General features: G+C 31.2%; 24 protein-coding genes. 5 read left to right on the forward strand and 19 right to left on the reverse strand.

All coding sequences use genetic code 11. The features are described 5' to 3' along the window. The first annotated feature begins 35 nt into the window (after positions 1 to 35). The 3 genes from LPB136_RS09960 (at position 36) to pth (ending at position 2,396) form a co-directional block, all read left to right on the forward strand. Entirely contained in the window at positions 36 to 977 is a 942-nt protein-coding gene (locus tag LPB136_RS09960) for a ribose-phosphate pyrophosphokinase (RefSeq protein WP_072556179.1), read from the forward strand. Positions 978 to 1,038: 61 nt separating this feature from the next. Continuing rightward, positions 1,039 to 1,659 (forward strand): 50S ribosomal protein L25/general stress protein Ctc, encoded by a 621-nt coding sequence (locus LPB136_RS09965; RefSeq protein ID WP_072556180.1) that lies wholly within the window; start codon positions 1,039 to 1,041, stop codon positions 1,657 to 1,659. A 107-nt stretch (positions 1,660 to 1,766) separates the two neighbouring features. Next, complete coding sequence (gene pth / locus LPB136_RS09970; RefSeq protein ID WP_072556181.1) at positions 1,767 to 2,396, forward strand: aminoacyl-tRNA hydrolase; 630 nt, start codon at positions 1,767 to 1,769, stop codon at positions 2,394 to 2,396. Between the two features lie 85 nt (positions 2,397 to 2,481). On the opposite strand, the gene LPB136_RS09975 is transcribed toward pth, so the two are convergent. The 3 genes from LPB136_RS09975 to LPB136_RS09985 form a co-directional block, all read right to left on the reverse strand. Beyond that, on the reverse strand, positions 2,482 to 2,934 hold the full coding sequence (locus tag LPB136_RS09975) for a 6-pyruvoyl trahydropterin synthase family protein (protein ID WP_072556182.1): 453 nt from the start codon (positions 2,932 to 2,934) through the stop codon (positions 2,482 to 2,484). A gap of 122 nt (positions 2,935 to 3,056) precedes the next feature. Beyond that, the gene (locus LPB136_RS09980; protein WP_072556183.1) at positions 3,057 to 3,824 is read right to left on the reverse strand and encodes an enoyl-CoA hydratase/isomerase family protein; all 768 of its coding nucleotides are present in this window, start codon (positions 3,822 to 3,824) and stop codon (positions 3,057 to 3,059) included. Positions 3,825 to 3,846: 22 nt separating this feature from the next. Then, complete coding sequence (locus LPB136_RS09985; RefSeq protein ID WP_072556184.1) at positions 3,847 to 5,181, reverse strand: MATE family efflux transporter; 1,335 nt, start codon at positions 5,179 to 5,181, stop codon at positions 3,847 to 3,849. A 207-nt stretch (positions 5,182 to 5,388) separates the two neighbouring features. Between LPB136_RS09985 and LPB136_RS09990 the strand changes: the two genes are divergently transcribed. Beyond that, a complete protein-coding gene (locus LPB136_RS09990) occupies positions 5,389 to 6,183 on the forward strand; it encodes a universal stress protein (RefSeq protein WP_072556185.1) in 795 nt (264 codons plus the stop codon). 90 nt (positions 6,184 to 6,273) lie between these two features. On the opposite strand, the gene LPB136_RS09995 is transcribed toward LPB136_RS09990, so the two are convergent. Next, on the reverse strand, positions 6,274 to 9,015 hold the full coding sequence (locus LPB136_RS09995; RefSeq protein ID WP_072556186.1) for a PD-(D/E)XK nuclease family protein: 2,742 nt from the start codon (positions 9,013 to 9,015) through the stop codon (positions 6,274 to 6,276). A gap of 147 nt (positions 9,016 to 9,162) precedes the next feature. Here LPB136_RS09995 and LPB136_RS10000 point away from each other — a divergent pair, with 147 nt between their 5' ends. Beyond that, positions 9,163 to 9,969, forward strand: a complete 807-nt coding sequence (locus LPB136_RS10000) for a nitrilase family protein (RefSeq protein WP_072556187.1) — start codon at positions 9,163 to 9,165, stop codon at positions 9,967 to 9,969. 165 nt (positions 9,970 to 10,134) lie between these two features. Here LPB136_RS10000 and LPB136_RS10005 read toward each other — a convergent pair whose 3' ends face one another. From LPB136_RS10005 to LPB136_RS10075, 15 genes are all read right to left on the reverse strand, one after another. Then, the gene (locus LPB136_RS10005; RefSeq protein WP_072556188.1) at positions 10,135 to 11,115 is read right to left on the reverse strand and encodes an acyl-ACP desaturase; all 981 of its coding nucleotides are present in this window, start codon (positions 11,113 to 11,115) and stop codon (positions 10,135 to 10,137) included. Beyond that, complete coding sequence (locus tag LPB136_RS10010; RefSeq protein ID WP_072556189.1) at positions 11,116 to 11,850, reverse strand: lysophospholipid acyltransferase family protein; 735 nt, start codon at positions 11,848 to 11,850, stop codon at positions 11,116 to 11,118. A gap of 47 nt (positions 11,851 to 11,897) precedes the next feature. Next, positions 11,898 to 12,311 carry a hypothetical protein gene (locus LPB136_RS10015; protein WP_204218324.1) on the reverse strand — a complete coding sequence of 138 codons (414 nt, stop codon included), beginning with the start codon at positions 12,309 to 12,311 and terminating at the stop codon, positions 11,898 to 11,900. A gap of 100 nt (positions 12,312 to 12,411) precedes the next feature. Further along, positions 12,412 to 14,058: a choice-of-anchor J domain-containing protein gene (locus tag LPB136_RS10020; protein WP_072556190.1), complete on the reverse strand. Its 1,647-nt coding sequence runs from the start codon at positions 14,056 to 14,058 to the stop codon at positions 12,412 to 12,414. 11 nt (positions 14,059 to 14,069) lie between these two features. Continuing rightward, the gene (locus LPB136_RS10025) at positions 14,070 to 16,619 is read right to left on the reverse strand and encodes a TonB-dependent receptor (protein WP_072556191.1); all 2,550 of its coding nucleotides are present in this window, start codon (positions 16,617 to 16,619) and stop codon (positions 14,070 to 14,072) included. A gap of 221 nt (positions 16,620 to 16,840) precedes the next feature. Then, positions 16,841 to 18,409: a glucose-6-phosphate isomerase gene (gene pgi, locus LPB136_RS10030; protein ID WP_072556192.1), complete on the reverse strand. Its 1,569-nt coding sequence runs from the start codon at positions 18,407 to 18,409 to the stop codon at positions 16,841 to 16,843. 6 nt (positions 18,410 to 18,415) lie between these two features. Continuing rightward, positions 18,416 to 19,693: a peptidoglycan DD-metalloendopeptidase family protein gene (locus LPB136_RS10035; RefSeq protein ID WP_072556193.1), complete on the reverse strand. Its 1,278-nt coding sequence runs from the start codon at positions 19,691 to 19,693 to the stop codon at positions 18,416 to 18,418. A gap of 98 nt (positions 19,694 to 19,791) precedes the next feature. Beyond that, positions 19,792 to 20,568, reverse strand: a complete 777-nt coding sequence (locus tag LPB136_RS10040; protein WP_072556194.1) for a DUF3108 domain-containing protein — start codon at positions 20,566 to 20,568, stop codon at positions 19,792 to 19,794. 166 nt (positions 20,569 to 20,734) lie between these two features. Continuing rightward, a complete protein-coding gene (locus tag LPB136_RS10045) occupies positions 20,735 to 21,655 on the reverse strand; it encodes a tryptophan 2,3-dioxygenase family protein (protein WP_072556195.1) in 921 nt (306 codons plus the stop codon). 244 nt (positions 21,656 to 21,899) lie between these two features. Next, the gene (gene hppD / locus LPB136_RS10050) at positions 21,900 to 23,063 is read right to left on the reverse strand and encodes a 4-hydroxyphenylpyruvate dioxygenase (RefSeq protein ID WP_072556196.1); all 1,164 of its coding nucleotides are present in this window, start codon (positions 23,061 to 23,063) and stop codon (positions 21,900 to 21,902) included. A gap of 47 nt (positions 23,064 to 23,110) precedes the next feature. Beyond that, positions 23,111 to 23,437, reverse strand: coding sequence for a four helix bundle protein (locus tag LPB136_RS10055; protein ID WP_237267377.1), 327 nt, complete (start codon positions 23,435 to 23,437; stop codon positions 23,111 to 23,113). A gap of 69 nt (positions 23,438 to 23,506) precedes the next feature. After that, positions 23,507 to 24,664, reverse strand: a complete 1,158-nt coding sequence (locus LPB136_RS10060; RefSeq protein WP_072556198.1) for a homogentisate 1,2-dioxygenase — start codon at positions 24,662 to 24,664, stop codon at positions 23,507 to 23,509. A gap of 236 nt (positions 24,665 to 24,900) precedes the next feature. Beyond that, positions 24,901 to 25,230, reverse strand: a complete 330-nt coding sequence (locus LPB136_RS10065) for a 2Fe-2S iron-sulfur cluster-binding family protein (protein WP_072556199.1) — start codon at positions 25,228 to 25,230, stop codon at positions 24,901 to 24,903. A gap of 35 nt (positions 25,231 to 25,265) precedes the next feature. Next, positions 25,266 to 25,613 carry a four helix bundle protein gene (locus LPB136_RS10070; RefSeq protein WP_072556200.1) on the reverse strand — a complete coding sequence of 116 codons (348 nt, stop codon included), beginning with the start codon at positions 25,611 to 25,613 and terminating at the stop codon, positions 25,266 to 25,268. A gap of 42 nt (positions 25,614 to 25,655) precedes the next feature. Beyond that, positions 25,656 to 26,711 (reverse strand): NAD(P)/FAD-dependent oxidoreductase, encoded by a 1,056-nt coding sequence (locus LPB136_RS10075; RefSeq protein ID WP_072556201.1) that lies wholly within the window; start codon positions 26,709 to 26,711, stop codon positions 25,656 to 25,658. Positions 26,712 to 26,814: the final 103 nt, after the last annotated feature.

Here is a 26,814-nt window from a genome sequence, read left to right on the forward strand (position 1 = left end):
TCAACAACAACACTAACTAAAATATTTTATCTCAAATGACTGGACAACAGTTAACTCCAAAAATTTTTGCTTGTAGACAAAGCATAAAATTAGCTGAAAAAATAGCAAAACAATACGGTGCAGAACTTGGCAATGTAAAAGTAACTCCTTTTAGTGATGGTGAATTTCAACCAGCTTTTGAAGAATCTGTAAGAGGTAGACGTGTTTTTATCATTGGATCTACAAACCCTCCAGGAGACAACTTAATGGAAATGTTATTAATGTTAGACGCAGCAAAAAGAGCTTCAGCAAGACACATTACTGCTGTTATGCCTTATTTTGGGTGGGCACGTCAAGACAGAAAAGACAAACCTCGTGTTGCAATTGGCGCAAAGATGGTTGCAAATTTATTGCAAACTGCAGGAGCAACAAGAATTATGACCATGGATTTACACGCGGATCAAATTCAAGGATTCTTTGAAAAACCGGTAGATCATTTATATGCATCTACTATTTTTCTTCCCTATATAAAGTCTTTAAATTTAGACAATTTAACAATTGCTTCACCAGATATGGGTGGTTCAAAAAGAGCGTATGCATATTCTAAATACTTAGAAAGTGACGTAGTTATTTGTTACAAACAACGTACAAAAGCAAATGTTATCGGTCACATGGAATTAATTGGTAATGTAGAAGGTAAAAATGTAATTCTTGCTGATGACATGATTGATACTGGTGGAACATTAGCAAAGGCTGCTGAAATAATGATGGAAAGAGGAGCAAAATCAGTACGCGCAATTTGTACGCACCCAATACTTTCTGGTGGTGCCTATGAAAAAATTCAAAACTCTAAATTAACGGAGCTAATTGTTTCAGACACAATTCCTTTAAAACAAGAAATTTCTAAAATTAAAGTTGTATCTTGCGCGCCGTTATTTGCTGATGTGATGGACAAAGTTCAAAACAATACATCGATAAGTGACCAATTTTTAATGTAGTTTCGGCTACGATCAACGTCCAAAAAGGAAGTTGAAAATTTAATTTATTTAATAAAAAGTAATGAAATCAATTACAATCAAAGGATCTCAAAGAGAAAGCGTAGGTAAAGTAGCAACTAAAGCCTTACGTAATGCTGGTCAGGTGCCTTGCGTATTATACGGAGGAGACAAGCCAGTACACTTTTCAGCTGAAGAATTAGCTTTTAAGAATTTAGTGTATACTCCAAATGTATATACTGCAACGATTGAAGTAGAAGGAGCAACATACGCTGCTATTTTACAAGACATTCAATTTCACCCAGTAACTGACAGAATTTTACACGTAGATTTCTATCAATTATTTGATGATAAAGAAATTACAATGAACATTCCTGTAAAATTAACAGGAACTTCTCCAGGAGTATTAAATGGTGGTTCTTTACGTTTTACAAACCGTAAATTAAGAGTAAAAGCTTTACCAGCTAATTTACCAGATTTTATATCCGCAGATATTTCTAAGTTAAAAATTGGAAATAAATTAGTTATAACTTCTTTATTTAATGAAGATTACACTTTTATGCACCCAGACAATACAGTTGTTGTTCAAGTTAGAACTTCTCGTAACGCTACTGCTGAAGATGAAGATTCTGAAGAAACAGAAACTGCTGAAGGAGCTGAAGCTGCTGCACCAGCTGCAGAATAAGTTTTATTCACATAAATTACAAAAAGCGTTACATTGTGTAACGCTTTTTTATTGTCCTGATTTTTTTTCAGGATCTCAGAATAATAAATTCTTCTTATTTTTGAAAAATGAATATTATTCAATTTTTGAAAAATCTGTTAGGATTTAAAAAAGAAACGCAAGAAGATATAATGAAGAAGTTTTTAATTGTTGGTTTAGGAAATATAGGTGAAAAATACAACAATACTCGCCATAATATAGGTTTCCAAATAGTAAACGCTTTTGTAAAAGAGCACGAAGAAACTTTTTCTACAGACAAACTTGGTGACATTGCTAAACTAAAAATTAAAGGAAAAACTGTTATTGTTTTAAAGCCAAACACCTACATGAATTTAAGCGGAAAAGCTGTTCAGTTTTGGTTGAAAAAAGAGAATATTAACGTTGAAAATCTTTTAGTAATTACCGACGATTTGAATATTGACTTCGGAAAAATACGTATTAAAGGAAAAGGAAGTTCTGGTGGACATAACGGATTAAAAGATATTCAAGAGAAATTTAATACTGGAGCATATCCAAGATTTAGATTTGGTGTTGGAAACTCTTACGGAAGAGGAAAACAAGTAGATTATGTACTTGGCGAATGGAATAAAGAAGAACAAAGCGAAATGATTGAAAGAATACCATTTTGCGTTAATGCCGTAACTTCTTTTATTACGGCGGGTTTATCTAACACTATGAATGAGTTTAATGGAAAGTAAGTTTTTGTCATTCCTGCGTAGGCAGGAATCCATTTAAAAAATTATTCACCTTTATTATGATTCCTGCCTTCGCAGGAATAACAGATTATAAATTATCACTCGCAAACCACTCTGCAAAACTGGTTTCAGTTTCTTGTAATCTTAGTGAATGTAAATTAATATTCTCTGGTAAACGATTCTTAATTTTTTCAGCAAAATCAATTACCATCATTTCACTTGTTGGTTGATAATCTACCAAAATAACATGATGTCCACGATCTTGTAGTTCTTTTGCCAACTCAACATGTGGTGTGTTTTTATTAAAAACTGTTGCATGATCAAACACATCAACAATTTCTTCTTTTACCACTTTTTTTAAGTCAGAAAAATCGATAACCATTCCAAATTTTACGTTTGAACTATCCGTAATTGGCTGTCCAATAACTGTAACCGAAAGTTTATAACTGTGTCCGTGTACATTTTTACACTTCCCATCGTAACCGTATAATGCATGACCAGTTTCAAAATTAAACTGCTTTGTAATTCTAATAGTACTCATTAACGTTTTCTTTTCTTATTGTAAAAATATACAACTACTAAACCTACTGCTAAAATTGCAAATAAATAATCTCCTCCCATAATTTAATCTTTTATATAATTTCTCTAAATGTAGCTTAGCTACTATTTTTTAAATTTGTTTAATGCGTTTTTTGTGAATTCAGACAACACCAATTTACCAGACATTTCTGCTCTTTCAATTAATAAATTGTTCCAGTTTTCCGTTCCAAGCCAAAGCGCTTTTTTCATTGCTGATAAAGCTTCTGGGTTGTAAGATGCTAATTTCTCTGCTAACAACGCTACTTCTTTATCTAATTCTGACGTATTTTCTAAGACTTTTGCATATAAACCTTTGTCTTTTGCCCAATATGCATTTTTCCAGCTTGTTGCATCTATAGTTAACTCTGCTAAACCACTTACACTAATTTTACGTTCTACAGCAGGAGCAATAACAAAAGGTCCAATTCCGATTGTGAATTCCGATAGTTTTATAGACGCCTGTTCTGTTGCCAAAACATAATCGCAGGCTGAAGCTAATCCAACTCCGCCACCAACAGTTTTACCTTGTACACGCCCAATTATTAATTTAGAACAACTTCTCATTGCATTTATAACATTTGCAAAACCAGAGAAAAACGCTTTCCCTTCTTCTAAATTAGAAATTGCAACCAGTTCATCAAACGAAGCTCCTGCGCAAAAAGCTCGATCTCCTTCAGATTTTAAAACGATTACAGAAACCGTTTCATTTTCTGATAATGAATTTAATTCTTTGGTTAATCTGTCTAATAACTCACTTGGAAAAGAGTTGCTTGCCGGATGACCAAACTCTACCGTTGCTATGTTATTTTGAATATCTGTGTATAAACTTCCGTTTTGTCTGGTAGTTGTCATGTAAAATTGATTTTTGTCAAAGTTAACTTTTTTCCGCAAGCGGAATAAACTTTCTTCTAAATTTGATGATTAAAGGTAAACCTCGGGCAATTATCCAACCAAAAAAGGCAATCCAAATTGCATATATTTTATATTCTAAGTGATCAAAAAATAATAAAAGAGGAATAAAAACCAATACTGTTGATAGTAAAAGTACGTTTCTTAGAAATTTCATTTCTCCCATTCCTTTAAAAATTCCATCATAAATAAATGCAATTGAACAAATTGGTTGCATTATTAAAATAATCCAAAAGGTTTGATGAAATAACTCTAAAACCTCTGTTTCTTTAGTAAAAATTGTTCCTGTAAAATTGTAAAAAAGGAATCCAAACACAGCAATTAAAACTCCAATTAGAAAACCATAGATGATTAATTTATTTCCTAATTGTAATAAGGTTTTATATTGTTTTGCTCCTAATAGTTTTCCTGCTAGAATGTTTCCTGCAGAAGAGTAACCGTCAATAATAAAAGCACCTAACAACCATAAATTAAATCCTATTGTATACGCTGCAATATGTTCCTTTCCATAAGATGTTGCGTAAGAAACAGCAAAAAACAGCGCTGCGTTTAACGCAATTGTTCTTACAAACAAGTTTAAAATCATGTTTATAAAACGTGGAATCTCTTTATTAAATGGTAATTGAAATTTTAATGAAATTGATGTTTTTTTCAATAACAAAATTGCTGAAATTAACGCCATTGCAATTTGCGCAAATACACTTGCATAGGCTGCGCCTTTTATATGCATAGCTGGAATGACATCTGTAATTCCATAGACCAAAATTACATCTAAAACTATGTTTACAACGGTACCAACAATGGCAATTAACATTGGATAAAACGTATTTTGCAAACCTCTAAACGTACCAAAAACAGCAATTGTAAAAAGTGTAAACGGAAAACCCCAAACTCTAATTTTATAATATGCTACAGAGAAATCTAAAACGGATCCTGATGCATTATAAAATTGAAAAATCTGTTTTGCAAACGGATAGGTTAACAACAAAATAAATACACTTGTGCTTATAATAATTACAATGGCTTGTGCAGGTAAGTTTTTTACTTGTTCTAATTTGTTTGCTCCTAAATATTGTGAAATTATTGAAGAAATTCCACTTCGGGTTTGCCCAAAAACCCAAATTAACATCGATAAAAATGCGCCAACAATACCAATTGCTGCTAAACTTTCGGTTGCGTTGTGTTCTATATTACCAACAATTGCTAAATCTGTTGTAGACAATAATGGTTCTGCAACTCCTGCAATTAAAGCCGGAATTGCTAATTTATTGATGTTTTTAAAACTAATTTCTTGATTCACAAAGTAAAATAATTGCAAGTACAAATATAGTGAGTATTTATGCACTTCGTTTATAAATAGGAGCGTTAGTGATTGAACGGCTTGTTTGAGCTCTTTTTAGGTTTTAAAACCTAAAAAAGCGAGTAGTGAAAGCACGACCTGAAAGGTAACGCCCAAAACAATATCCTTTTTTTTAAGTATCTTTGCATTCTTATTAAAAACTTGATTATGAAACATATTTTGGTTCCTATTGGTTCTACGGAAAATTCGATAAACACATTGCAATATGCTATTGATTTCGCTAAAGAAATTGATGCAAAAGTATTTGTAATGCGCGCATATCAAGTGCTGTCTAAAGCGGGTGCTTTTGTAAATGCTGATGCAACAATGCAACGCGAAACCAACTTGTACCTAAATTCTATGGTTAGAGGTTGCGACACAAAAGGTGTTGAAGTTAAGTTAATTGCTTCGAAAGGAAATGTAATTGATAGTATTACGGCAATTGAACGTGAAATTGGAATCGATTTAATTGTTGTTGGGCCAAAAAGTAACTCGATTAAAGAAGAAGTTTTCTTAGGAAAAACATCTGGAAAGATTGTAAAACAAACTGAAATACCTGTCTTGGTTATTCCTGAAGGATATAAATATGTGCCTGTTCGTAGAATTTTAACTGCGTTTAAATCTGGTATTCTTAAAAAGAAAAAAGTATTAAAACCATTAAAAACAGTCTTAGAAGCTTTTAACTTAAAAACTACTTTATTGTTGGTTAAAACTCCTGGTTTTACGGATGAAGATTTAATTATTGATAGCAAATTAGATGCTTTAAAAAGCGAATTAATTATTGCCGAAAACGCAACTACTTTTCAAGGTGTGTTAGCTAATTTTCAAACGCAAAATCCAGATATGTTATGCGTTTTTAGACGTAAACGTGGTTTCTTTAAAAAACTTTGGGAAAGTAATACTATTTTAAAGGAAGAGTTTCATTGTAATGTTCCTTTGTTGGTGTTGAGTGGGAAGAAATAAACACTGTCATTCCTGCGAAGGCAGGAATCTCTAAATTAAAATTCTTAACAGTTATCAAGATTCCTGCCTTCGCAGGAATGACAAGTTCGATTAAAAAGGCAAATCTTCGGGTTCTTTAAAAGTGATTTCTTTGTTGTAAATTTCTTTAATCAGTGTTTTTAATTGTTGCATAAAATCGGCTAAAATTTCTTCTGTAACTTCATTGTCTTGTCCGCCTCTTTTATCTGAAAAATTGAGTTTTAAAAATCCGTTATTTAGATTTTTGAAAGAATAAATTCCGCCTTCAATTGGTTTGTTAAAGCTATAGTTTTGAGTTTTTGTGTACAAATAACTGTACAATAAAACCTGAATTGCTTTTGCAAATTTAAAATCGTTTAACTCATCAAAATCAACTATTTTTAAATCGGATGCTTTTACCATTCCGGTTTTGTAATCTATAATTCTGGTTACACCATTTAGTTCATCTACTCTATCTACTTCTCCATGGATTTTTATTGGAAAATCTATGCCTTCTACTTCAATTTCAAACGCGTATTTTTTCTCAGTATCAATTATCTTTAACTGGTTATTTTTATCTTTTAAAAGTTCTTTTTCTTGTGATAAGAAGTTTTGTGTAAATCGTTTTGCTACTTCAAAAATCAATCTGTTTTTTCCTGTTGAAATATCGCCATCTTTAAATTGAATTTTAAAGTGTTTTTGCGTTAATTCTTCAACTTTTTGCTGCATTTTAGTAACGTTGTCAGCAGTTATAAATTTACCCACAAATGGTTTGTATAATTCATCTAAAACTTCGTGAACTACAGTTCCCATTGTGTTTGCCGCAACAGTTTCTTCTACATCATCAAACTCTCTTATTCTTAATATTTTCTGTTTGTAAAACGCTATTGGATTATACAAATAATTAGTTAAAGCAGAAGGTGAAAGTCCGCTTTCTGCAATTACTTTTAATCTTGCTTCGGTTTGTTCAGATTTAGAAATCTCTTTTAACTCAGTTGGAGAAGTTACTACTTTAGGACTGATTATTTTCTCCGAAAAGTCTTTTTTCAGCATTTCTAATTGGGTTACAAATCGACTTTTTTCTCCACTTCCAAAAGAATCGTGCTCTGTATTGTATAAAATATACACGTTTTTAGCACGTTGAATTAATCTAAAAAAGTGATACGAGAAAATTGCATCTTTTTCTCTGTAGGTTGGCAAGTCGAATTCTACTTTTACATCAAACGGAATAAATGTATTTTGGGTAGCACTTGCAGGTAAAACGCCTTCGTTTACCGATGTTAAAATTACATTTTCAAAATCTAAAACACGGGTTTCTAACATTCCCATTAATTGCAAACCTTGTAACGGTTCTCCTTGAAATGACAACGTTTCGGAATCTATTAATTGTTTAAAGAACTGATATAAAGTTTTTAAATCTTGAATATAATTGTACTCTAAGTGTAAATTTTGAAGCTGTGTAAAAGCAGTGTAAAATCGAAATAAATATTCCTTTTCTAAAACCGTTGTATCTTCTTTTAACAACTGAATAAGTTGTAAAATTCTATCTAAGAAATCTGTAATTGTTGTAAACGGATTAAAAATACGAACGATTGTTTTATTTATTTCTTCGGAAGTTGACGTTAATTGAGAGTCTATAAAATTCCCGTCGATAAAAGTACTATTTTGACTAGCTATTTTTGTAGCAATTTCTTCTGCTATTTCTGGTAATAACTTATAAATAGCAGCTTGTTTAAAAAAACTGATTACGTCTTTATAATAAAACTGATTTACAATTGTTTTTTGCAGTTTTTCTTGCGTTAAAAACAACTGAAAAACAGCAAAAATTAAACTTGTAGTTGGTATATCTTTTAACGGATAACCCATTGTAATATTGATTGCTTCGGTATTTTTTGGCAACGAGTTTAATGTAATTGGTAATAAACTTTCATCAGCTAAAACCAAAGCCGTTTTATTATGATTTGGCATTCGCTGCAAAATTTCTCCAGCGTATTTTACTTGCGTAATATTTTTTGAAGCGCCAATTATCTGAATGTTTTTAACTTCTGAAAAAGTATTTCCAACGGTGTTTAGTGGATTCTTCTCATAATATTTCCAGTACTTTTTATATTTTCTTATAAATCTTCCTGCTTGGTGATTTCCTTTTAAAAACGCTGCATCAATATCCCAAAATACTTGCGTATTACCCGACATTAACATTCTTTGAAATAGAAATTCCTCAGCTTTATTTAATGCATTAAAACCTATAAAGAAGAATTTTTTGTGCGAGTTTTTCTCTATAAAAGCATCAGATTTTTGTGTGGCTTCTCTGTATAAAATACCTTGATAACCAATTCCTTTTTCAAGTAAAAACTGATAAAACTTATCATAATATTTACTTAGTTTTTCCATAAAAGATAAATGATCTTTTATCAATTCGGTTTCTTTAAACTCTCCTTTTACGGACCATTTTTTTAAACGATGAATGTCTCGTAAATACACAAAAATCTCTTTTGCATCTACCAAATGTTGATCTATCTCATTAAAATCTTGAATAATTGTAAACGCCCATGAAGAAAACACATCAAACGTTACTGGCTCTTGTTCTTCTTGTTTGTAAATTCCATATAAGTGAAATAATAACTGAACGGAATCTATTTTTTTTATCTCAGATACTTCGGAAACAAATTCTTCTATGTTTAAAATTTGAGGTAAAAAACCTGCAGAAATATGATTTTTTAACTCTTGTTTTAAAAAAACTCCCGCACGTTGTGATGGTAACACAAAACACACGTTGTCAAAAGATTGTGTTGTTTTTAAGATTTGTAAAAGTGTCTCTGAAATAAAAGTTTGCATATTCAATTTGTCATTCCCGTGAAAACGGGAATCTATACTTTTTAATTAAAAGATTCCTGCTTTCGCAGGAATGACAGCGAAGCAGTAGTTTATTAGAACTAATGTACAATTTTTATCTTATTTTTGAGAAACCTTCAATTTTAAATTTTGACAAAAACGAATACTTTAGAAGTTGCTGTTTTACAAGCCGATTTGGTTTGGGAAAATACTTTTGAAAATAGAAATCAGTTTACAAAAATGATTGATTCTCTTTCTTCGGAAGTAGAACTGATTATTTTGCCTGAAATGTTTACTACTGGTTTTACAATGAATGCAGAAAAAGTAGCTGAATCCATGAATGGAGATACAGTTTTATGGATGCAAAATATTGCCAAAACTAAACAAACTGCTATTTGTGGAAGTGTTGTTATTGTTGAGAGATCTTTCGACTCCGCTCAAGATGACAAATTTTTTAATAGGTTATTATTTGTTCATCCTTCTGAAAAAGTTGAGTTTTATGACAAACGACACACGTTTACACTTGCAGGTGAACATGAAGTTTATTCCGCAGGAAAAAAGAAGCTGATTGTTGAATATAAAGGTTGGAAAATCTCCCCATTAATTTGTTATGATTTACGTTTCCCGGTTTGGGGAAGAAACACTGAAAATTACGATTTATTGATTTATGTTGCTAGTTGGCCAAAACCAAGAATTAATGCTTGGAGTTCGCTTTTAAAAGCGCGTGCTATTGAAAATATGAGTTATACAATTGGCGTAAATAGAGTTGGAAAAGATGCTAATAATTATGAATATAATGGGAATTCTGCCATTTATGATTGTCTTGGAAACACTGTGAATCATTTTAAAAAAGAGACAACTGAACCTTCACTTTTTACTTTAGATAAAAATTATCAAGACAAACTACGTAGTAGATTTAGTTTTTTAGAGGATAAAGATACATTTACAATTGAATAATTACTACAGTTGCTCGCAATTATAGTTAGTTTACAAATTAGCTTAGCCCTGATTGATGTGGCATCCTTTTGCGTTTTCTGCAAAAGATATAACGAAAAGCAGGAAATAGCTTCTAAAAAAAATACTCTTAAATAAAAAAAGCAACCTAAAAAGGTTGCTTTTCTACTATAATGGATTCATCCATTTAAACTGAAATTTTGTGTCTGGAATTACAATTCTTTCTGTAATTCGGTACATTCTGTCTGGCAATTTCATTAACCAATCTCTTGCTTTTTCTGCTTCTGGAGTTAGGTTTGTAATCTTATCTATTTCCCAGGCTGTGTTTAATTTTTTGATAATATCTACATAATCGAAACCTGTATAGACTCCTATTCTTTGTGCTACCGCAGAGAAATCATCAAACAAAGTACCTTTAGCTTCGTGAGAATGTCTTAAATGTAAGGCCGGCATTACAATCTTATATTTCATCATATCTCTAAAAGCAAGCATCATTTCAGATGGATCTATTTTAAAGATTTGTTTTACAAAATCGGTATAAGCAATGTGATGACGCATTTCATCACCTGCAATAATTTTAGACATTTTAGCCAATGCTTTATGTCCTTTTTTACGCGCAATTTTAGCTACATTATTATGAGAAATATAAGTTGCTAGTTCCTGAAAACTTGTATATACAAAGTTTTTATAAGGATCTGTTGAAGTTCCAATATCAAAACCATCGGCAATTAAATGTTGCGTTGTAATTTCTACTTCACGCATGTTAACTCTTCCTGATAAATACAAGTATTTATTTAAAGTGTCTCCATGTCTATTTTCTTCAGAAGTCCAAGCTCTAACCCATTTTGCCCAACCGTTATCTGGATCTTGATGTACGCCATCTAAATCTAATAACCAAGATTCATAGGTTGGTAAAGCTTCTTCTGTAATTGTATCTCCTACTAAAACTACCCAAAAATCATCATCTAATTCTTTAGATAATTCTCTAATTTCCTCTACTTCACTTATAAAAGAATCTTTTTGAGAATTTGGTAAAAAATCGGTTGGTTGCCAAATTTTTTCTGGCGGAATTAAAAACTGATCAACAAAACTGTCAATGTTTTTCTCCAATGCTTGCATTACTTCCTTACGAATGTTTTTTATAGACATCTAGTTGTTGTTTATGTTGTTTGTTATAGTTGTTTCTACCTCTTTAATAAGCTCTTTAAAATCCATGGATTTTACTTGAATAGGCTTATGTGTTTCAATAGTTATTGGGCTAAAAATACCTAATGGAAATTTACCATATTTAAATACTTTCCAAGAATTATTTATTGTTAAAGGTACAACAAAAGCTTCTGGGTTGTATTTGGCTATCATTTTTAAACCATTTGCTGAAAAAGATTTTGGTTTACCGTTTCTACTTCTTGTTCCTTCTGGAAATATAACAGCCGACCATTTTTCTTTATTAATTTTCTTTGCAAATTTACCTAATACAGCAATTGCCTGTTTACCGTCTTTTCTGTCTATTAATGCTGCACCTCCATGACGTAAGTTAAAGGAAATACTTGGAATACCTTTAGATAATTCAATTTTTGACACAAATTTTGGATGGTATGTTCTAAATGTCCATATTATTGGTGAGATATCAAACATACTTTGGTGGTTGGCCACAAAAATTAATGTTGTCTTTTCTGGAAGTTTATGTTTGTTCTTAACCGCAACTTTAATACCTAAAATTAACAGTGTTTTCATTAAAACCCAATTCATTATATCAACAACAAATTTATGTCCTTTATAACCAAATATTTTTAAACCTAACCATTGTAAGGGATGAAAAATAAATAGAAAAAAGAAAAAAACTATTGCGAAAATAGACGATAAGATGTAGCTTAAAAACTTCATTATTAACTTTTAAATATGTTTTCGCTTACGCGGGAAAAATAACACTTTTATGCCAACCAGTTAGACCAAGGAATTCTAGATAAGATAATTAATAGTGCTAATCCATAGAAAATAGCAAAAGACTTAAACTTAGATTCGCTTTTAACTTGTTTTTTGTGTTTAGACCAACCCATTGTTATTAAAACAATAGCAATAATCATCATTAAAGGATGTTCTAAGGCTAATAAACGTGTGTATGAGTTTTTCATATCGCTTAAGAAATTATACCAGTTTCCTGCAATATAAACCCCTAAACCTATTAATAATTGAATGTGGGTTAAAATTAAAGCGAATAAACCTAATCGAAAATCTTTATGAGTAAATTCTTTCTTTTTAACTAAACCAATTATTGCATTGACTACTGCAAATATTAATACTACTAATACTATATATGCCCAATATGAGTGTATATTTTTTATCATAATCTTATGTTAATTTTAATAATTGTAAATGTACTAATTTTTGGGTATAAAAAAACCACCTCTTTTGAGGTGGTTTTTAAAGTAAAAGATTAGTTTTATATTAGTTTCTAATATAAACCCCGCCTTCAAGAATATAATTAATTGTTATATTATGTGAAGATCCATCGTATACGTATATTGTTACTGCAAATTTTTGCTCTTCTTCCATTCCCGAAAAATTGCTATTTAACACAGTATTAATTACTGCATCAATTTGCTCTTCTTCCCAGTTAAAAGTACTAATGTTTCCGTAACTCTCTAAATTAGCAACGGCAGATTCATAACCTGCTTCATTTCTATAAGTATCAGCAATTAAATCATAATCTGCTCCAACTAATTCATATTTTATAGTGTTATCTGGTACCCAAGTAACTCCATCGTGTGCTAACTGTAAAGTAGTATCAATAGTAGATTGATAAGCTGTCCACGCACCTGCTGTATAAGTATATAAATTACCTCTTAATTGAGCTCCTGTAGAACTAGAGTAATATTTATAAATTACATTTAAAGCATCTCCTTCTTGTGCATAAGGGTATTTATTTCCTAAGAAAGTTGGTAAATAGTTATCAGGAGAAATTGAACTTGAAAAGTTGTCATATTGACCTGGTTGGTCATCTCCTTCTCCCATTGCGTCAAAATCTGCATTACTTAAATAGTAAACACCTTCAGATAACTCCCAAGAAGCACCATCAAAAGTATAAAAATTTGAAACTCCTACTGTTTCACCTTCTACTCCGGCTGCTTTTATAGATGCATCAACAACCTCATAAGTTCCAGCACTTGAGCTAGTAGAAGCATATTTAAAAGCTATATTAATAGTTTCTCCGTTATAAGAAGTTAAACTGTATGGATCAGACGTTAAAGCAGTCCAACTAGTTCCATCTGGTACATTTGTTAAATTAATAACGTCCCAAGTTGCAGTAGTTACATCACCTGTATAATCTGTTGAGATTAAAACACTAAATTCTGATGGGTCTCCATAATTAAAAATTTGAGTTGTTTCAAAAGTAGCGTTAGGAAAGTTAGATAAATCTATATCTGATGAAATTAACCAATCTTCATTTTCATTACGTACTCCTGAAGCATACCCTGTTACTTTTGCACCGTAATTTGTACCTTCCCAAACTTGGTCTCCACTAACACTTACCGCCTCATAATCTAATAAAGTTCCTGCTCCAGCAAAATCTGCTGTATAAAATTCAGTAATTCCATTTACTGTTTCTCCTACATACTGATTGTATTTAGCTAAAACAACATCTCCTTCTACAGCTGCTGTATAATTAGCTTCTAAAATAGCTGGTAAAAAATCATTTGCGTTTTCATTTTCATAAAAAGCAACTGCGTTATCAGTAAGGTAAGATGGGTAATCTTCTAGTGCTAATGAATGCTCATCAGAATTTGTATAATCACTTATACCGTCTGCTGAACCTACATATAATTTATAACCTATTAAAGCAGAAGAACCATTACCTAAAACTGGGTAATTTGTTGTTAAAAAACCTGGTAATGCATCCTTAGCATCATCTAGTGAATTAAAGCTACCATAAGATAAGTCTAACGCATCATAATCTTCATCTACAAGTGTATATTCTATGTCACCTACTATTGCGCTATCTTGAGCGTCAATTTCAGTATTAATGTCTTCTAATGGTTCGCAAGAAGCGAATACCATTGAAAAAACTGCTAATAATAAAAATATTTTTTTCATTTTATTTGTATTTAAAATTTAATTTTTAATCCTAAACTAAAGGTTCTACCTGCCCCGTAATAAACTTGTGCAGTATCATAATCAGAACTTGGACCATTGTTTGCATCTGAAATATATTCTACATCAAATATATTATTCAAGTTTGCAGTTAGTGTTGTCTCTAAACCACCAATCTCAAAACCGTGTCTTAGGCCTAAATCAAATAAGTTATAGTTTGGTAACTTCCAAGTATTAGTTCTGTCTGCTTCTTCTGGAGAATCTGCAGTTCTTCCTGTAACATTCATTGTAGCATAATTATCACCTGCATAATTATAATCTAATGAAATATTTGTTTTTTCTAATAAATCATATTTAAGACCTAAAGCAAATGTAGTTTGTGCAGCATCAGATACTTTTAAATCTTTTGCATATACTGTTTCACTACTTATTAACTCTCCTGTTGTATCATTAAAAGTTGTTGCAGAGGCATCATTTTTCCATGTCCAATTTCCTAAAGACGCCATACCTGTAATTGCTAATTTATCCATCGGTCTAAATAAGAAGTCTATTTCAATACCTTGGTGTAAAGCATCTAAACCAGTTACGTTAGAAGTAATAAACTCTCCATCAGCACCAGGAAGACTAAAGGTCATAAATCTATCTAACCAATATGTATTATATAAGTTAACATTTGCAGAAAATAATTGTGTTTTAAAACCGTACCCTAACTCTGCACTAAACACTCTTTCATTAATTGCATCCTCATATAAGTCAACATCATAATCACTATTAAACACATTGTCTGCTATTGGTGCTCTTGAAAAGTACCCAACATTAGCAAAAACATTTTGTTTTTCATCTATATTATAGTTAGCACCACCTTTTGTACTATATCCAATAAAACTAGCCGATTCTGATTCTCTATTTTCTGCTCCGAAAGACATACGATCTACTTTACTGTAAGTAGAGTTTGATAAAGATGAAGATAAAAATACAGATAAATCATCTTTAGAATATTCTAATTGTGCGAACATACCGTATCTTCCTACTTTACCATCATAATCTTTATTAAAACGGTCTCCAACTTTTAATGCTTGACCTCCAGTTTTTTCATCAAGATCATCATTATAGAAATACTGACCTCCTAAAAGATCTGTAACTTCATACCAGTGTGAACCCACGTAATATCTTGCATCTAAACCTCCAGACAAAGATAGTGTTTCACTTAGATCTGTTTTTAAAGTTGATAATACACCATACCATTCGTGAGAGTTTTTAGAAGCTGCAAAAATATCAGTAGCTCCATCAACTCCATTTGCCACATTTTCATCAACTATTCTATCAAAATCAATTGGTTGATCTATATCTCCTAATCTATAAGAATCATTTGAAAACTTTGTTCCTTGAGTTCTTCTTCCTCCACCTGAACCAAATGAAGCATAAACAGATGTAGTTAAAAACGTTTTATCAGAAATTACCCAATCATGATTTAAAGATATTTGTGGTTTATGGTAAAAGTTAAAAGATGAATTTTCTACTTTACCGTTTCTATAACCCCAATCTGGGTTAAACCTCTTACCTCCTTGTTCTGTAGCTCTATATTCTGCTATTGTTCTTCTGTTATATCTTTGTCCATGATCTTGAATTGTTCCAATTGCATTAAATGATAATTTATGATTATCATTAATTTTTTTAGAAACATTTAAAAAATAATTAAATCCTTCAAACTGTAAACCATCTACATAACCTTCTCCTGATACTTTAGCAGCAGAAGCAGTAACAGCAAATCCGTTATCCATTAATCCAGTAGATAATGTCATTCCATATTTCTGGAAACCATCATTACCAGTACTCATTCTTACTGACCCACCTTTTTCAGCGTCTGTAGATTTAGAAATAATATTAATTGTACCACCAATAGAAGGAACAGCTACTTTAGAAGCTCCTAAACCTCTTTGAACCTGCATTGCAGAAGTAACATCTGATAAACCTGCCCAGTTAGACCAATATACAGCTCCATTTTCCATGTCGTTTACTGGAATACCGTTAATCATAACAGCAATATTTTGAGTTCTAAATCCACGTAAGTTAATTTCACCATCTCCATAACCACCACCAGATTTAGTTGCATAAACACCTGGAGTAGACTTTAAAATTTCTGGAAATTCTTGAATTCCTAATTTATCTTCAATATCTGCTGCTTTAACTGTAGATACTGCAACTGGAGTTTTTCTACCTATTGCAAATGAAGTAGCAGTAACTACTATTTCATCTAAGATATTACCATCAGTTGCTAATTGAATTCTTCCTAAATTAGTATTAGATGAAGAAAAACTTACTAATTTGTTAGCGTAGTTAACAAATGATACTACAACTGTTCCAGAATTTGATTTTGTGTTTAAAATAAACTTCCCATCAAAATCAGTAGCAGTTCCGTTAGTAGTTCCTTGTTCAAGAACTCCTGCACCTGGTAAAGGCTCGCCAGTTTCATCAACAACGATACCTGTAATTTTTGTTTGTCCAAGAACTAGTGCTGATGTAAAAAACATCGCAATTAGTAATAGATTTTTAAAATTTCTCATTTTTAAATTTTAGTTATTAAATGTCTTGCAAAAGTCTTGCTTTTAGATAACTCCAATATTAATTTAATGTTAAGTTTTAACAAAAAATTAAGAGGTCAAATATAACAAAATATTCTGATGTATACTGAGTTTCAACGCCTTAAATATTAACCCGTTTGTTAACAAAATACATCTTTTTTGTTATGTTTGCAAAATCATCTACCTAGAAAACAAACTAAATATTAATTGTCAAAGTATTTTTTTGACAATTCCTTACCTAATTCTATTCCAAATTGATCGTAGCTAAATATATTCCAAACAACTCCTTGAACAAAAACCTTATGTTCATAAATTGCAATTAGTTTACCTAAACTATTTGGTGTTAATTTTTCAAATAAAATAGAATTGCTTGGTCTGTTCCCTTTAAAATTTTTAAACGGTAAAAGATGATTTATTTTATCTTGATTTCCTGAAGTTTTAAGTCCTAAGTGAACTTCTGCTCTAGTTTGACCGAAAGCTAACGCATCTGTTTGAGCATAAAAATTTGCCATTAGCTTCTTGTGGTGGTTTCCAACTTTAAATAATGGTTCTTTATAACCAATAAAATCTGAGGGTATTAACTTGGTTCCTTGGTGCAATAATTGCATAAATGCATGTTGAGCATTTGTTCCTGTGCTTCCTAAAATTATATTACCGGTTTGATAATTTACTGGGTTCCCATTTCTATCAACTCCTTTCCCATTACTTTCCATTATAGCCTGCTGTAAATAAACCGGAAGCTTATATAAATACTGAGAATATGGTAATATTACTTCTGTTTGGCTTTTATAAAAATTATTATACCAAATACCAATCAAAGCCATAATTACAGGAATGTTTCTGTCAAGTTTTTCATTCTTAAAATGAATATCCATTTCCTCTGCTCCATTTAATAATTCTCTAAAGTTGTCAAATCCAACAGAAAGCGATATTGACAATCCAACAGAAGACCAAATTGAAAATCGACCTCCAACCCAATCCCAAAGCCTAAAAACATTTTCTTTAGGTATTCCAAAATTGTTTACTTCTGTTAAGTTTGCTGTAACTGCTACAAAATGTTTAGAAACATCAAATATGGTAGGGCCTTGTTGCAAAAACCAGTCTTTAATTGTATTTGCGTTTACTATAGTTTCATCTGTGGTAAACGTTTTCGAAACCACAATAAATAGTGTTGTTTCAGGGTTTATTTTTTTTAAGACCTCTACAACATGGTCACCATCAATATTAGATACAAAATGTGTATTTAATTTATTCTTATAAAACTGAAGTGCCTGTACAGCCATATTGGGACCTAAATCTGAACCTCCAACACCAATATTAACAATATCAGTAATTGATTTACCTGTATATCCTTTCCATTTTCCTGAAATTACCTTATTGCTAAATGCCCTAATTTTACGTAATGAAGCTTGTATTTTTGGTTTTATATCTTTTCCTTCCACAAATACTTCATCTTCTGAACTACTTCTTAATGCAGTATGTAAAACAGCTCTATCTTCAGTTGCATTTATTTTATCCCCATAAAAATATTTAGAAATAGCATCTTCTAACTCAACCTCTTCTGCTAATTCTAATAATAATTCTTTTGTTTTTTCAGTTATCCTATTTTTAGAATAATCTACAAAAACATCATTGAAACTAATTGAAAAAGTATCTTTTCTACTCGGGTTATCTTTGAATAAATCTTTAAGGTGCAACTCTTTTGTTTCAATAAAATGCGCTTCTAATTTTTTCCAAGCTTCTGTACTAGTTGGATTAATGTTTTTTAACATAGTTGATTAGTTATTAGCAATTAGATGTTCTTCTTCAATTAAGTTTTCTAGATTATTTTCATCTAAACTTATGCCATCCAACTTATCTTTAAGTGGTTTAATAAATTCATAATAATCAGGTTTTATAGCTTCCTCCATTGGTTTTGCAGATGGTAATTTTTGTTTAAATGGATCTACTTCTCTTCCATTTTTCCAAAAACGATAACATACATGGTTCCCGCTACTACTACCTGTAGTACCTACATAACCTATAATATCTCCTTGTTTTACAAAATCTCCTACCTTTGCTTTTCTTCTCCTCATATGGAAATATTTTGTTGTATATGTACTATTATGCTTTACTGTTACATAATTCCCTTTACCTCCACTCCTTCTAGATTCTATAACAGTTCCATTAGCTGTTGCCATAATTGGAGTGTTGCTAGGAGCTGCAAAGTCGGTCCCTTTATGTGGTCTAACTCTATATCCATAATGAGCAATTCTTCTTTTTAAATTATATCTAGATGAAATTCTATATTGAAATTTTATAGGAGATTTTAAAAATTGCCTACGTAACAAACTTGCTTCATCATCAAAATACTCTGGAATTTTTTTTATGGAATCTGCAACATATCTATAAGCATACAAATCTTTTCCTTTGTGATTAAAAACTGCAGCTTTAATTTTTCCATAACCTGCAAAAGTTGTGTCATTAATAAATTTCTCTTCGTAAATAATCTTAAAAGTATCTCCCTTTTGTAGTTTGAAGAAATCTAAAGTCCATGCATAAATATCGGCAACTTCATTGGTTAAATTCCCTCTTAAACCTAAATTATCCATAGTTACAGAAAAACTAGAATTTACAACGCCCATTATCTTTTTTTCTACAGTTTTAATTGGTTTTTTATAGGTATAAGCATTTATCGTAGAGTCTTTAAAATTGATAATTGTTGCATCAATTTTATTATGTTTATAAATAAAAACTTGAGCTTTATTTAAAGAATCTTTAGAGGCTAAAATGGTATAAGGTTTTCCTGAGCGTACTCTTCTTACATCAAAAGTATCTTTTATTGAAGATGCAATTTTATTAATTTTTGGATATAAAACATGATGTCTATCCATTATAACCCCAAAACTTTCACCCGTTTTAATAGTATCATTTATTACCTCAAAGTCATTCAATTTAAAACCATATTCAAATATTTCAATAGGTTTTATTACTTCGGTAATTTTTGCAGGAATAGCATCTTTTTTACAAGAATAAAAGAAGAATACTGCTATTATGGGGATTAAATAAGTTCTCAAGAAAAATGGTTTTATCAATAAGTTTGAAAAACAAAAATACAAATAAAATAAGTTTATTTAAGGACTTTAACAATATGCAAACAATTGTTACAAAAGAGTTAGTCAAAAACTATTTTAAAAGAATTTGCGAGTCCTTTATAGCCTTCTAATTCCGCACTCAGAGAACCTACAGATAATGAGGCTTTCATTTTAATTGGTATTTTATTATCGTCTGAAGTAATCCAAACTGTAACACTTTCTTGTTCTTTAAAAACTCGACCAGCTTGCACAATTGGTCTAAATTTTAAGGTTTTTACTTTCCCAAACTTAGTTTTAAGGGTTTCTCTACCCAAGAATTTTAATTTAAATGGATATGTTTTTTCATCAAAAAACATATCTATTTTAATAGCTTCTCCTTTTTTTAAGTTATCTGTATTCTGATTTCTTAAGTAATAAAATGCAGAAATCATATCTTGTACATTTGATATTGAAACCGATGTGTCTTTTTTCTTTAAAACATCTTTAACAAAGGCTTTATTCTCACTATAATTAAAACGAATTTCTTTCTTCTTTTTATAACCACCTTCATTAATATTACGTTTAAAAAAATAAGGTTTTCCAGTAACTTGGTCAAAAAAGCTTTCGTAAGTATCTTTTACTTTAAAAAACCAACTTACCATACCAGATGTCCACCCTTTTGCTGTAGAATGAAAAACTTTTTTTCCATCTAACTCTTCTTCCTTAACCGACAACTCTACAGAACCTGCTTTTAGAAAACCACTATAACTCATTTTATAACGCAACCATTCTCCATCTTTAAAAGCTTGTGGCTTTGTTTGACTTGAGAGAATTGTTGTTAAGAATAATAGTGTAATAAAAAGTATTTTCTTATTCATAATTTCAAACTTATAAAAAAGGAATGACAATATTCGTTCCAAAAATAAAAAAGCCACTTATTTTACTAAATAAATGGCTTTTTAACTGAATTCTTTAGTTTCCCGTTTTCACGGGAATGACAATTTTATTTGTAATCTCAATTAAAAATTGAGACGTTTTTTTCAATTAAAAGGTTCCCCAGTTTTTTATTTCTTCTTCGCTCCACAAATACGGAAAGAATATTCTTCTTTGATACTTTGGATGCATGTATTTACGCCAGTTACTTCCTCCGGTAGCTTCCAAATCTTTATCGCCACCGCCTAAATATTTACCCGCAGCATTGTAATGAGCCATAACCCATTTAACATTTACAGTATAATCATAATGACGCATTGCTTTAACTAATTCTTCATTTTGCTGAACTTCTTCAGGTAACTGTTTAAATTTTTTAGATAAATTACAATCGTTATAATCTTCCATGAAATCAATAAAATCTCCCATGTATTTTTTTTCAAAAAGCTGAATTAAAATAGATTTTTCTCCTGTTTTATGATTTTTACCTGCCGCTTGCCAATACAAATGTTCAAATGCATTTCTGAATGATGAGTTTCTGTCAATTGTATCTCTATAACGAATATCTATTAAATTGATAAGTTCGGTTGAAGCGAATTCAATTTTACGGTATTGTGCTGATTGAAATCCACTTGCTGGTGCTAATGTATTTCTAAATTTTAAATACTGATCTACATCCATTCCTTCTCCCATTACACTAAAAGAGCTACACAACATATCAAAATATCGACTAATTCTCATTAAATGTTTTGAAAATTTTTCTGCGGTAATCTCCTTAGTAGAAAGTGAAATTTGATCAATTTCCCATAAAATCATTTTAAACAACAATTCATTTACTTGATGATACATGATAAAAACCATTTCATCTTTTTCTGTTGTTCTTGGTATTTGTAATCCCAATAAAGCATCTGTTTGAATGTAATCCCAATACGTAATTGGTGTACTATGTAACAAACCTTCCAACATCGTTTCTATTGGAACACCTAATTTACTGTACTTTTCTTCTATTGCTTTTAATATTTCGTCTTTACTCATTTTTATATTTTTATTGATTAAAATTTACTTTTTACTACTAAAAAGCAAACTTTATGAGAAAGGTGATTTTATGTTTTTGAAGTTTTTATTCATTTCTGTTGAAGAAAATTAAAGAGTCAAGGTTCAATATTTTATCTTGTTTCTTGACCCTTTTAATCAGTTTTAATAATTTACTAAGAGATTGCTTCGTTCCTCGCAATGACATTTATTTAGTTGCAAACTGCCACTTAATTCTGCTTACTAATTAAAGTGTTCCTCTTTTTTCTTGTTCTCTTTCTATAGATTCGAACAAAGCTTTAAAATTTCCTGCTCCAAAACCACGTGCTCCCATTCTTTGAATAATTTCAAAAAATAAGGTTGGTCTGTCTTCTACCGGTTTTGTGAAGATTTGTAATAAATATCCTTCTTCATCGGCATCAATCATAATACCTAAACCTTTTAGTTTTTCGATATCTTCTTTTAATTCGTGACTAAATTCTTCTAATCTTCCTGGAACCGATTTGTAATATTCATCTGGTGGCGTTGATAAAAACTCTACACCATTTGCTCTTAATTGTGATACTGTTTTTAAAATATCATCTGTTGCAACGGCTATGTGTTGAACTCCTGCACCTTCGTAAAAATCTAAATATTCTTCAATTTGAGAACGTTTTGCTGCTTTTGCCGGTTCGTTAATTGGAAATTTAATTCTCCCATTTCCGTTAGACATTACTTTACTCATTAATGCCGAATATTCTGTGTGAATCTGTTTATCATCAAATGATAAGAAGTTTTCAAACCCCATAACATCTTCGTACCATTTTACCCAAACATCCATTTGATTCCAACCAACATTACCAACCATATGATCAATATATTTTAATCCTGCTGCTGGCGGATTATAATCTGATTCCCATTTTTCAAATCCTGGTAAAAAGGCTCCGTTGTAGTTTTTACGCTCTACAAACATGTGTACTGTTTCTCCATACGTGTAAATTCCTGCTCTTACTACTTCTCCGTGTTCGTCTTTTTCTACGGTTGGTTCCATATAAGATTTTGCTCCGCGTGAAGTTGTTTCTTTATAGGCTTGTCTTGCGTCTTCTACCCAAAGTGCTACAATTTTCACCCCATCACCGTGTTTTACAATATGATCGTTAATTGGTGATTTACTATTTAACGGTGTTGTTAGCATCAACTTAATTTTGTCTTGTGTTAGCACATAAGACACAGAATCTGTTGATCCAGTTTCTAATCCACGATATGCATGCGATTGAAATCCGAATGCTGTTTTGTAAAAATGCGCTGCTTGTTTTGCGTTACCTACGTAAAACTCAACGTAATCTGTTCCTAAAAGTGGAAGGAAATCTTGTGCTCCTTCAAATATTTTTTCTAAACCGTAGTTTACTGATTTTATTTCTTTTTTACTCATCTTTATGTTTTATAGAAAAGAGAGAAGAGATGCAAGAAAAAAGACTTTTAGAGTTTGTTTTGAAAACCCATTGTCATCTTTTGAAATTCTTGAATTTTTACTTCAATCTTTGTTAATTGTTCTTTATTTATATAATTTCTATTGCACGCTATTATTAATTGAGTTTCAAGTTCGAAAGAAGAACCTAAAGAGATATCTAAAAAATGCAAAAAAGATTTATCAGTTCTTGATGAACCTTCTGCAATATTACTTGGAATAGAAACAGAACATCTACTTAATTGAGATCTTAATCCGAATTTTTCATCTTTAGGAAATTCACTTAAAAGTCCAAAAACATCATCAACAATTTCGATTCCTAATTTCCAAATCTTCAAATTCTTGTAATTATGTCTTTTTCGCTTCTCCACTCTCTTTATTCTTTCTTCTAACTTCTTTACTCTTTTTTACTCCAACCAAGATTTATAATAATCTTCATCGGCAATTTTCATGGCTTCTTCTGTAACCATTAAAGGTTTAAAAGTGTCTACCATAACTGCCAATTCTTCGGTTTTTGTTTTCCCAATACTTTTTTCTGTAGTTCCTGGGTGTGGACCATGAGGAATTCCGGCTGGATGCAAGGAAATATGACCTTGATCGATGTCGTTTCTACTCATAAAATCGCCATCTACATAGTATAAAACCTCGTCTGAATCTATATTACTATGGTTGTATGGCGCAGGAATTGAATTTGGATGATAATCGTACAAACGCGGTACAAAACTGCAAATTACAAAGGTATTTGTCTCAAAAGTTTGGTGCACTGGTGGCGGTTGATGAATACGACCTGTTATTGGTTCAAAATCGTGAATTGAAAATGCATACGGAAAGTTATATCCGTCATAACCCACAACATCAAAAGGATGCGAAGCATACACCATTTCTATGATTTCTCCTTGTTTTTTAACTTTGATTAAGAAATCTCCTAATTCATTATTTGTTTCTAATTCGTAAGGTCTTCTTAAATCGCGCTCACAAAAAGGCGAGTGTTCTAATAATTGACCAAACCAGTTTCTGTAACGTTTTGGTGTGTAAACTGGCGAATATGACTCAACAATAAATAATCTGTTGTTCTCATCATCGAAATCTAATTTATAGATAATTCCACGTGGAATTACCAAATAATCTCCGTATTTAAAATCGATGTTTCCAAGATGTGTTCTTAATTTTCCTGTTCCTTTATGGATAAAAATTACCTCATCTGCATCGGTATTTTTATAAAAATAATCTTTGGTAGATTGTTTTGGGGCCGCCAGAATAATATTACAATCGGAATTTGTTAAAACAACTTTTCTGCTTTCTAAATAATCGTTTTCGGGCGGCACTTGAAATCCGCGAAATCTGTAAGATTGAATATTATTTGCTTTGGCTATTTTCGGTTTTACTGAATATTGCTTTCTAATTTCTTTGACCATTGTTGGTCTGTGCTCGTGATATGAGTTGGTAGACATTCCGTCGAAACCAATAGTACCAAACAATTGCTCGTAGTATAAACTTCCGTCTTTTTTACGAAATTGTGTGTGTCTTTTGGGTGGAATGTTTCCTAATTTATGATAAAAAGGCATTTTTTAATGTATTAATGAGTTAATAAAACAATGTAACAATTGTGTAATTGATACATTTTAACATTTATATATTAGTACATTGAACCCTTATTCTGGATTACGTTTTATCAAATATTTTAAAAGTGACAGTAAGTCTAAATACATTTTTTAGCCCTTTTAAGTTGGTTGTTCTACAAATATACAGAAAGTTTTTGTAGAAGTTAGAAGTTAAGAGCGGGAAGTTGAGTGTATGAAAATTAACTTTCCGGAGCTAATTCTACTTCTAATCCGTCCATTTCTGGTGTTATTTGTATTTGACAACCTAATCTGCTATTGTCTTCTACATGAAATGCTTCTGCTAACATCATGTCTTCATCAACACCCATTTCTTGTAACTCATGGTCAGATTTTACATAACATTGGCAAGATGCACACATTGCCATTCCGCCACAAATACCAATTGTTCCTTCTGGAGCCAATTCATAAGAACGTACAACTTCCATTAAATTCATTGCCATATCTGTGGGCGCTTGAATTTCATGGAGTTTTCCTTCTCGGTCGGTTATTTTTATTGTGATGTCTTTCATAGGAATTAGGGTTTAGTAGTTAGGTATTAGTTGGATTACTTTAAAGATTTGATTAAACCAAAAATCATTCTTGCAATTTCATTTGAATTATTAATTAATTTTTTGGCTGATAATTCAGGTATAAAATTTAATCTTACGGCTAAATAAAGCATAGAACGGACTTCACTATTTGATGCTAACGAAAAATAAAGAAACCTTTTGAAATCTGGATTTGAACTTCTATCAAAACCTTCAGCAATATTATTTGAAATAGAAACTGAAGCTCTTTTTATCTGATTATTAAAAGAAAAATCTTTATTGTTTTTAAACTCATTATAAATTGCAACTGAAAAATCTTGAGATTTTTGCCAAACAATAATGTCTTCAAATTTTTGAATTGCCATAACTAAACTGTTTACTAACCACTAATTCCTCTTTACTAACTACTAATTTATTTTCTTAACAACCGCTTTTGGCGCTTCTTTACGTGTTCCGTCAAAACCATCTACACCGCCAACAGTTGTGTATTTCATTACATATTTTTTATCTGGGAAAATACGTTTGTATGCACTTTGACACATTAAAGTTGCTTCGTGGAATCCACATAAAATCAACTTTAATTTTCCTGGATAGGTATTTACGTCTCCAATCGCGTAAATTCCTTCTCGGTTGGTTTGATAATCTAACGCATTGTTTACTTTAATTGCGTTTTTCTCTATTTCTAATCCCCAATTTGCAATTGGACCTAACTTTGGCGACAATCCAAAAAGCGGAATAAAATGATCGGTTTCTATTGTAAATGGCTCTTCTCCTTTTTGTACTACAGAAACACCTTCAACTTTATCGGTTCCAATAATTCCTTTAACTTCTGCAGGTGTAATCATGGTAATTTTACCTGCGTCTTTTAATTCTTGTACTTTATCAACTGAATCTAAAGCGCCTCTAAATTCGTTTCTTCTGTGAATTAACGTTACTGAAGAAGCAACATCTGTTAAGAAAATTGACCAATCTAAAGCAGAATCTCCTCCCCCAGAAATAACTACTTTTTTATCTCTGTAAAATTCTGGATCTCTAATTATGTATTCGACACCTTTATCTTCAAAATCTGCAATGTTTGGAATTGGTGGTTTTCTTGGTTCAAAAGAACCTAATCCACCAGCAATAGCAACTACTTTTGCATGATGTTTTGTGCCTTTATTTGTGGTTACAATAAAGGTTTCGTCTTCTTGTTTTTCTATAGTTTCTGCGCGTTCTCCTAATGTAAAACCTGGTTCAAATTGTTTAATTTGTTCCATTAATTTATCGGTTAAATCGCCCGCTAAAATTTCTGGATACGCAGGAATATCATAAATAGGTTTCTTTGGGTAAATTTCTGAACATTGTCCGCCAACTTGTGGCAACGCATCTATTAAATGACAACGGAGTTTTAATAAACCTGCTTCGAAAACAGTAAAAAGACCTGTTGGTCCTGCTCCAATAATTAAGATATCTGTTGTAATCATTTCTATTTTATTTTAAAAAACCTCACAAAATAACAATCTTGTGAGGTCTTTTTATGCTGTTGAGCGCGTTAGGGATTGAAGCGGCATCCTTTTTTTGAAGAGA

The organism is Tenacibaculum todarodis (genome assembly GCF_001889045.1).
Lineage (GTDB): Bacteria > Bacteroidota > Bacteroidia > Flavobacteriales > Flavobacteriaceae > Polaribacter > Polaribacter todarodis.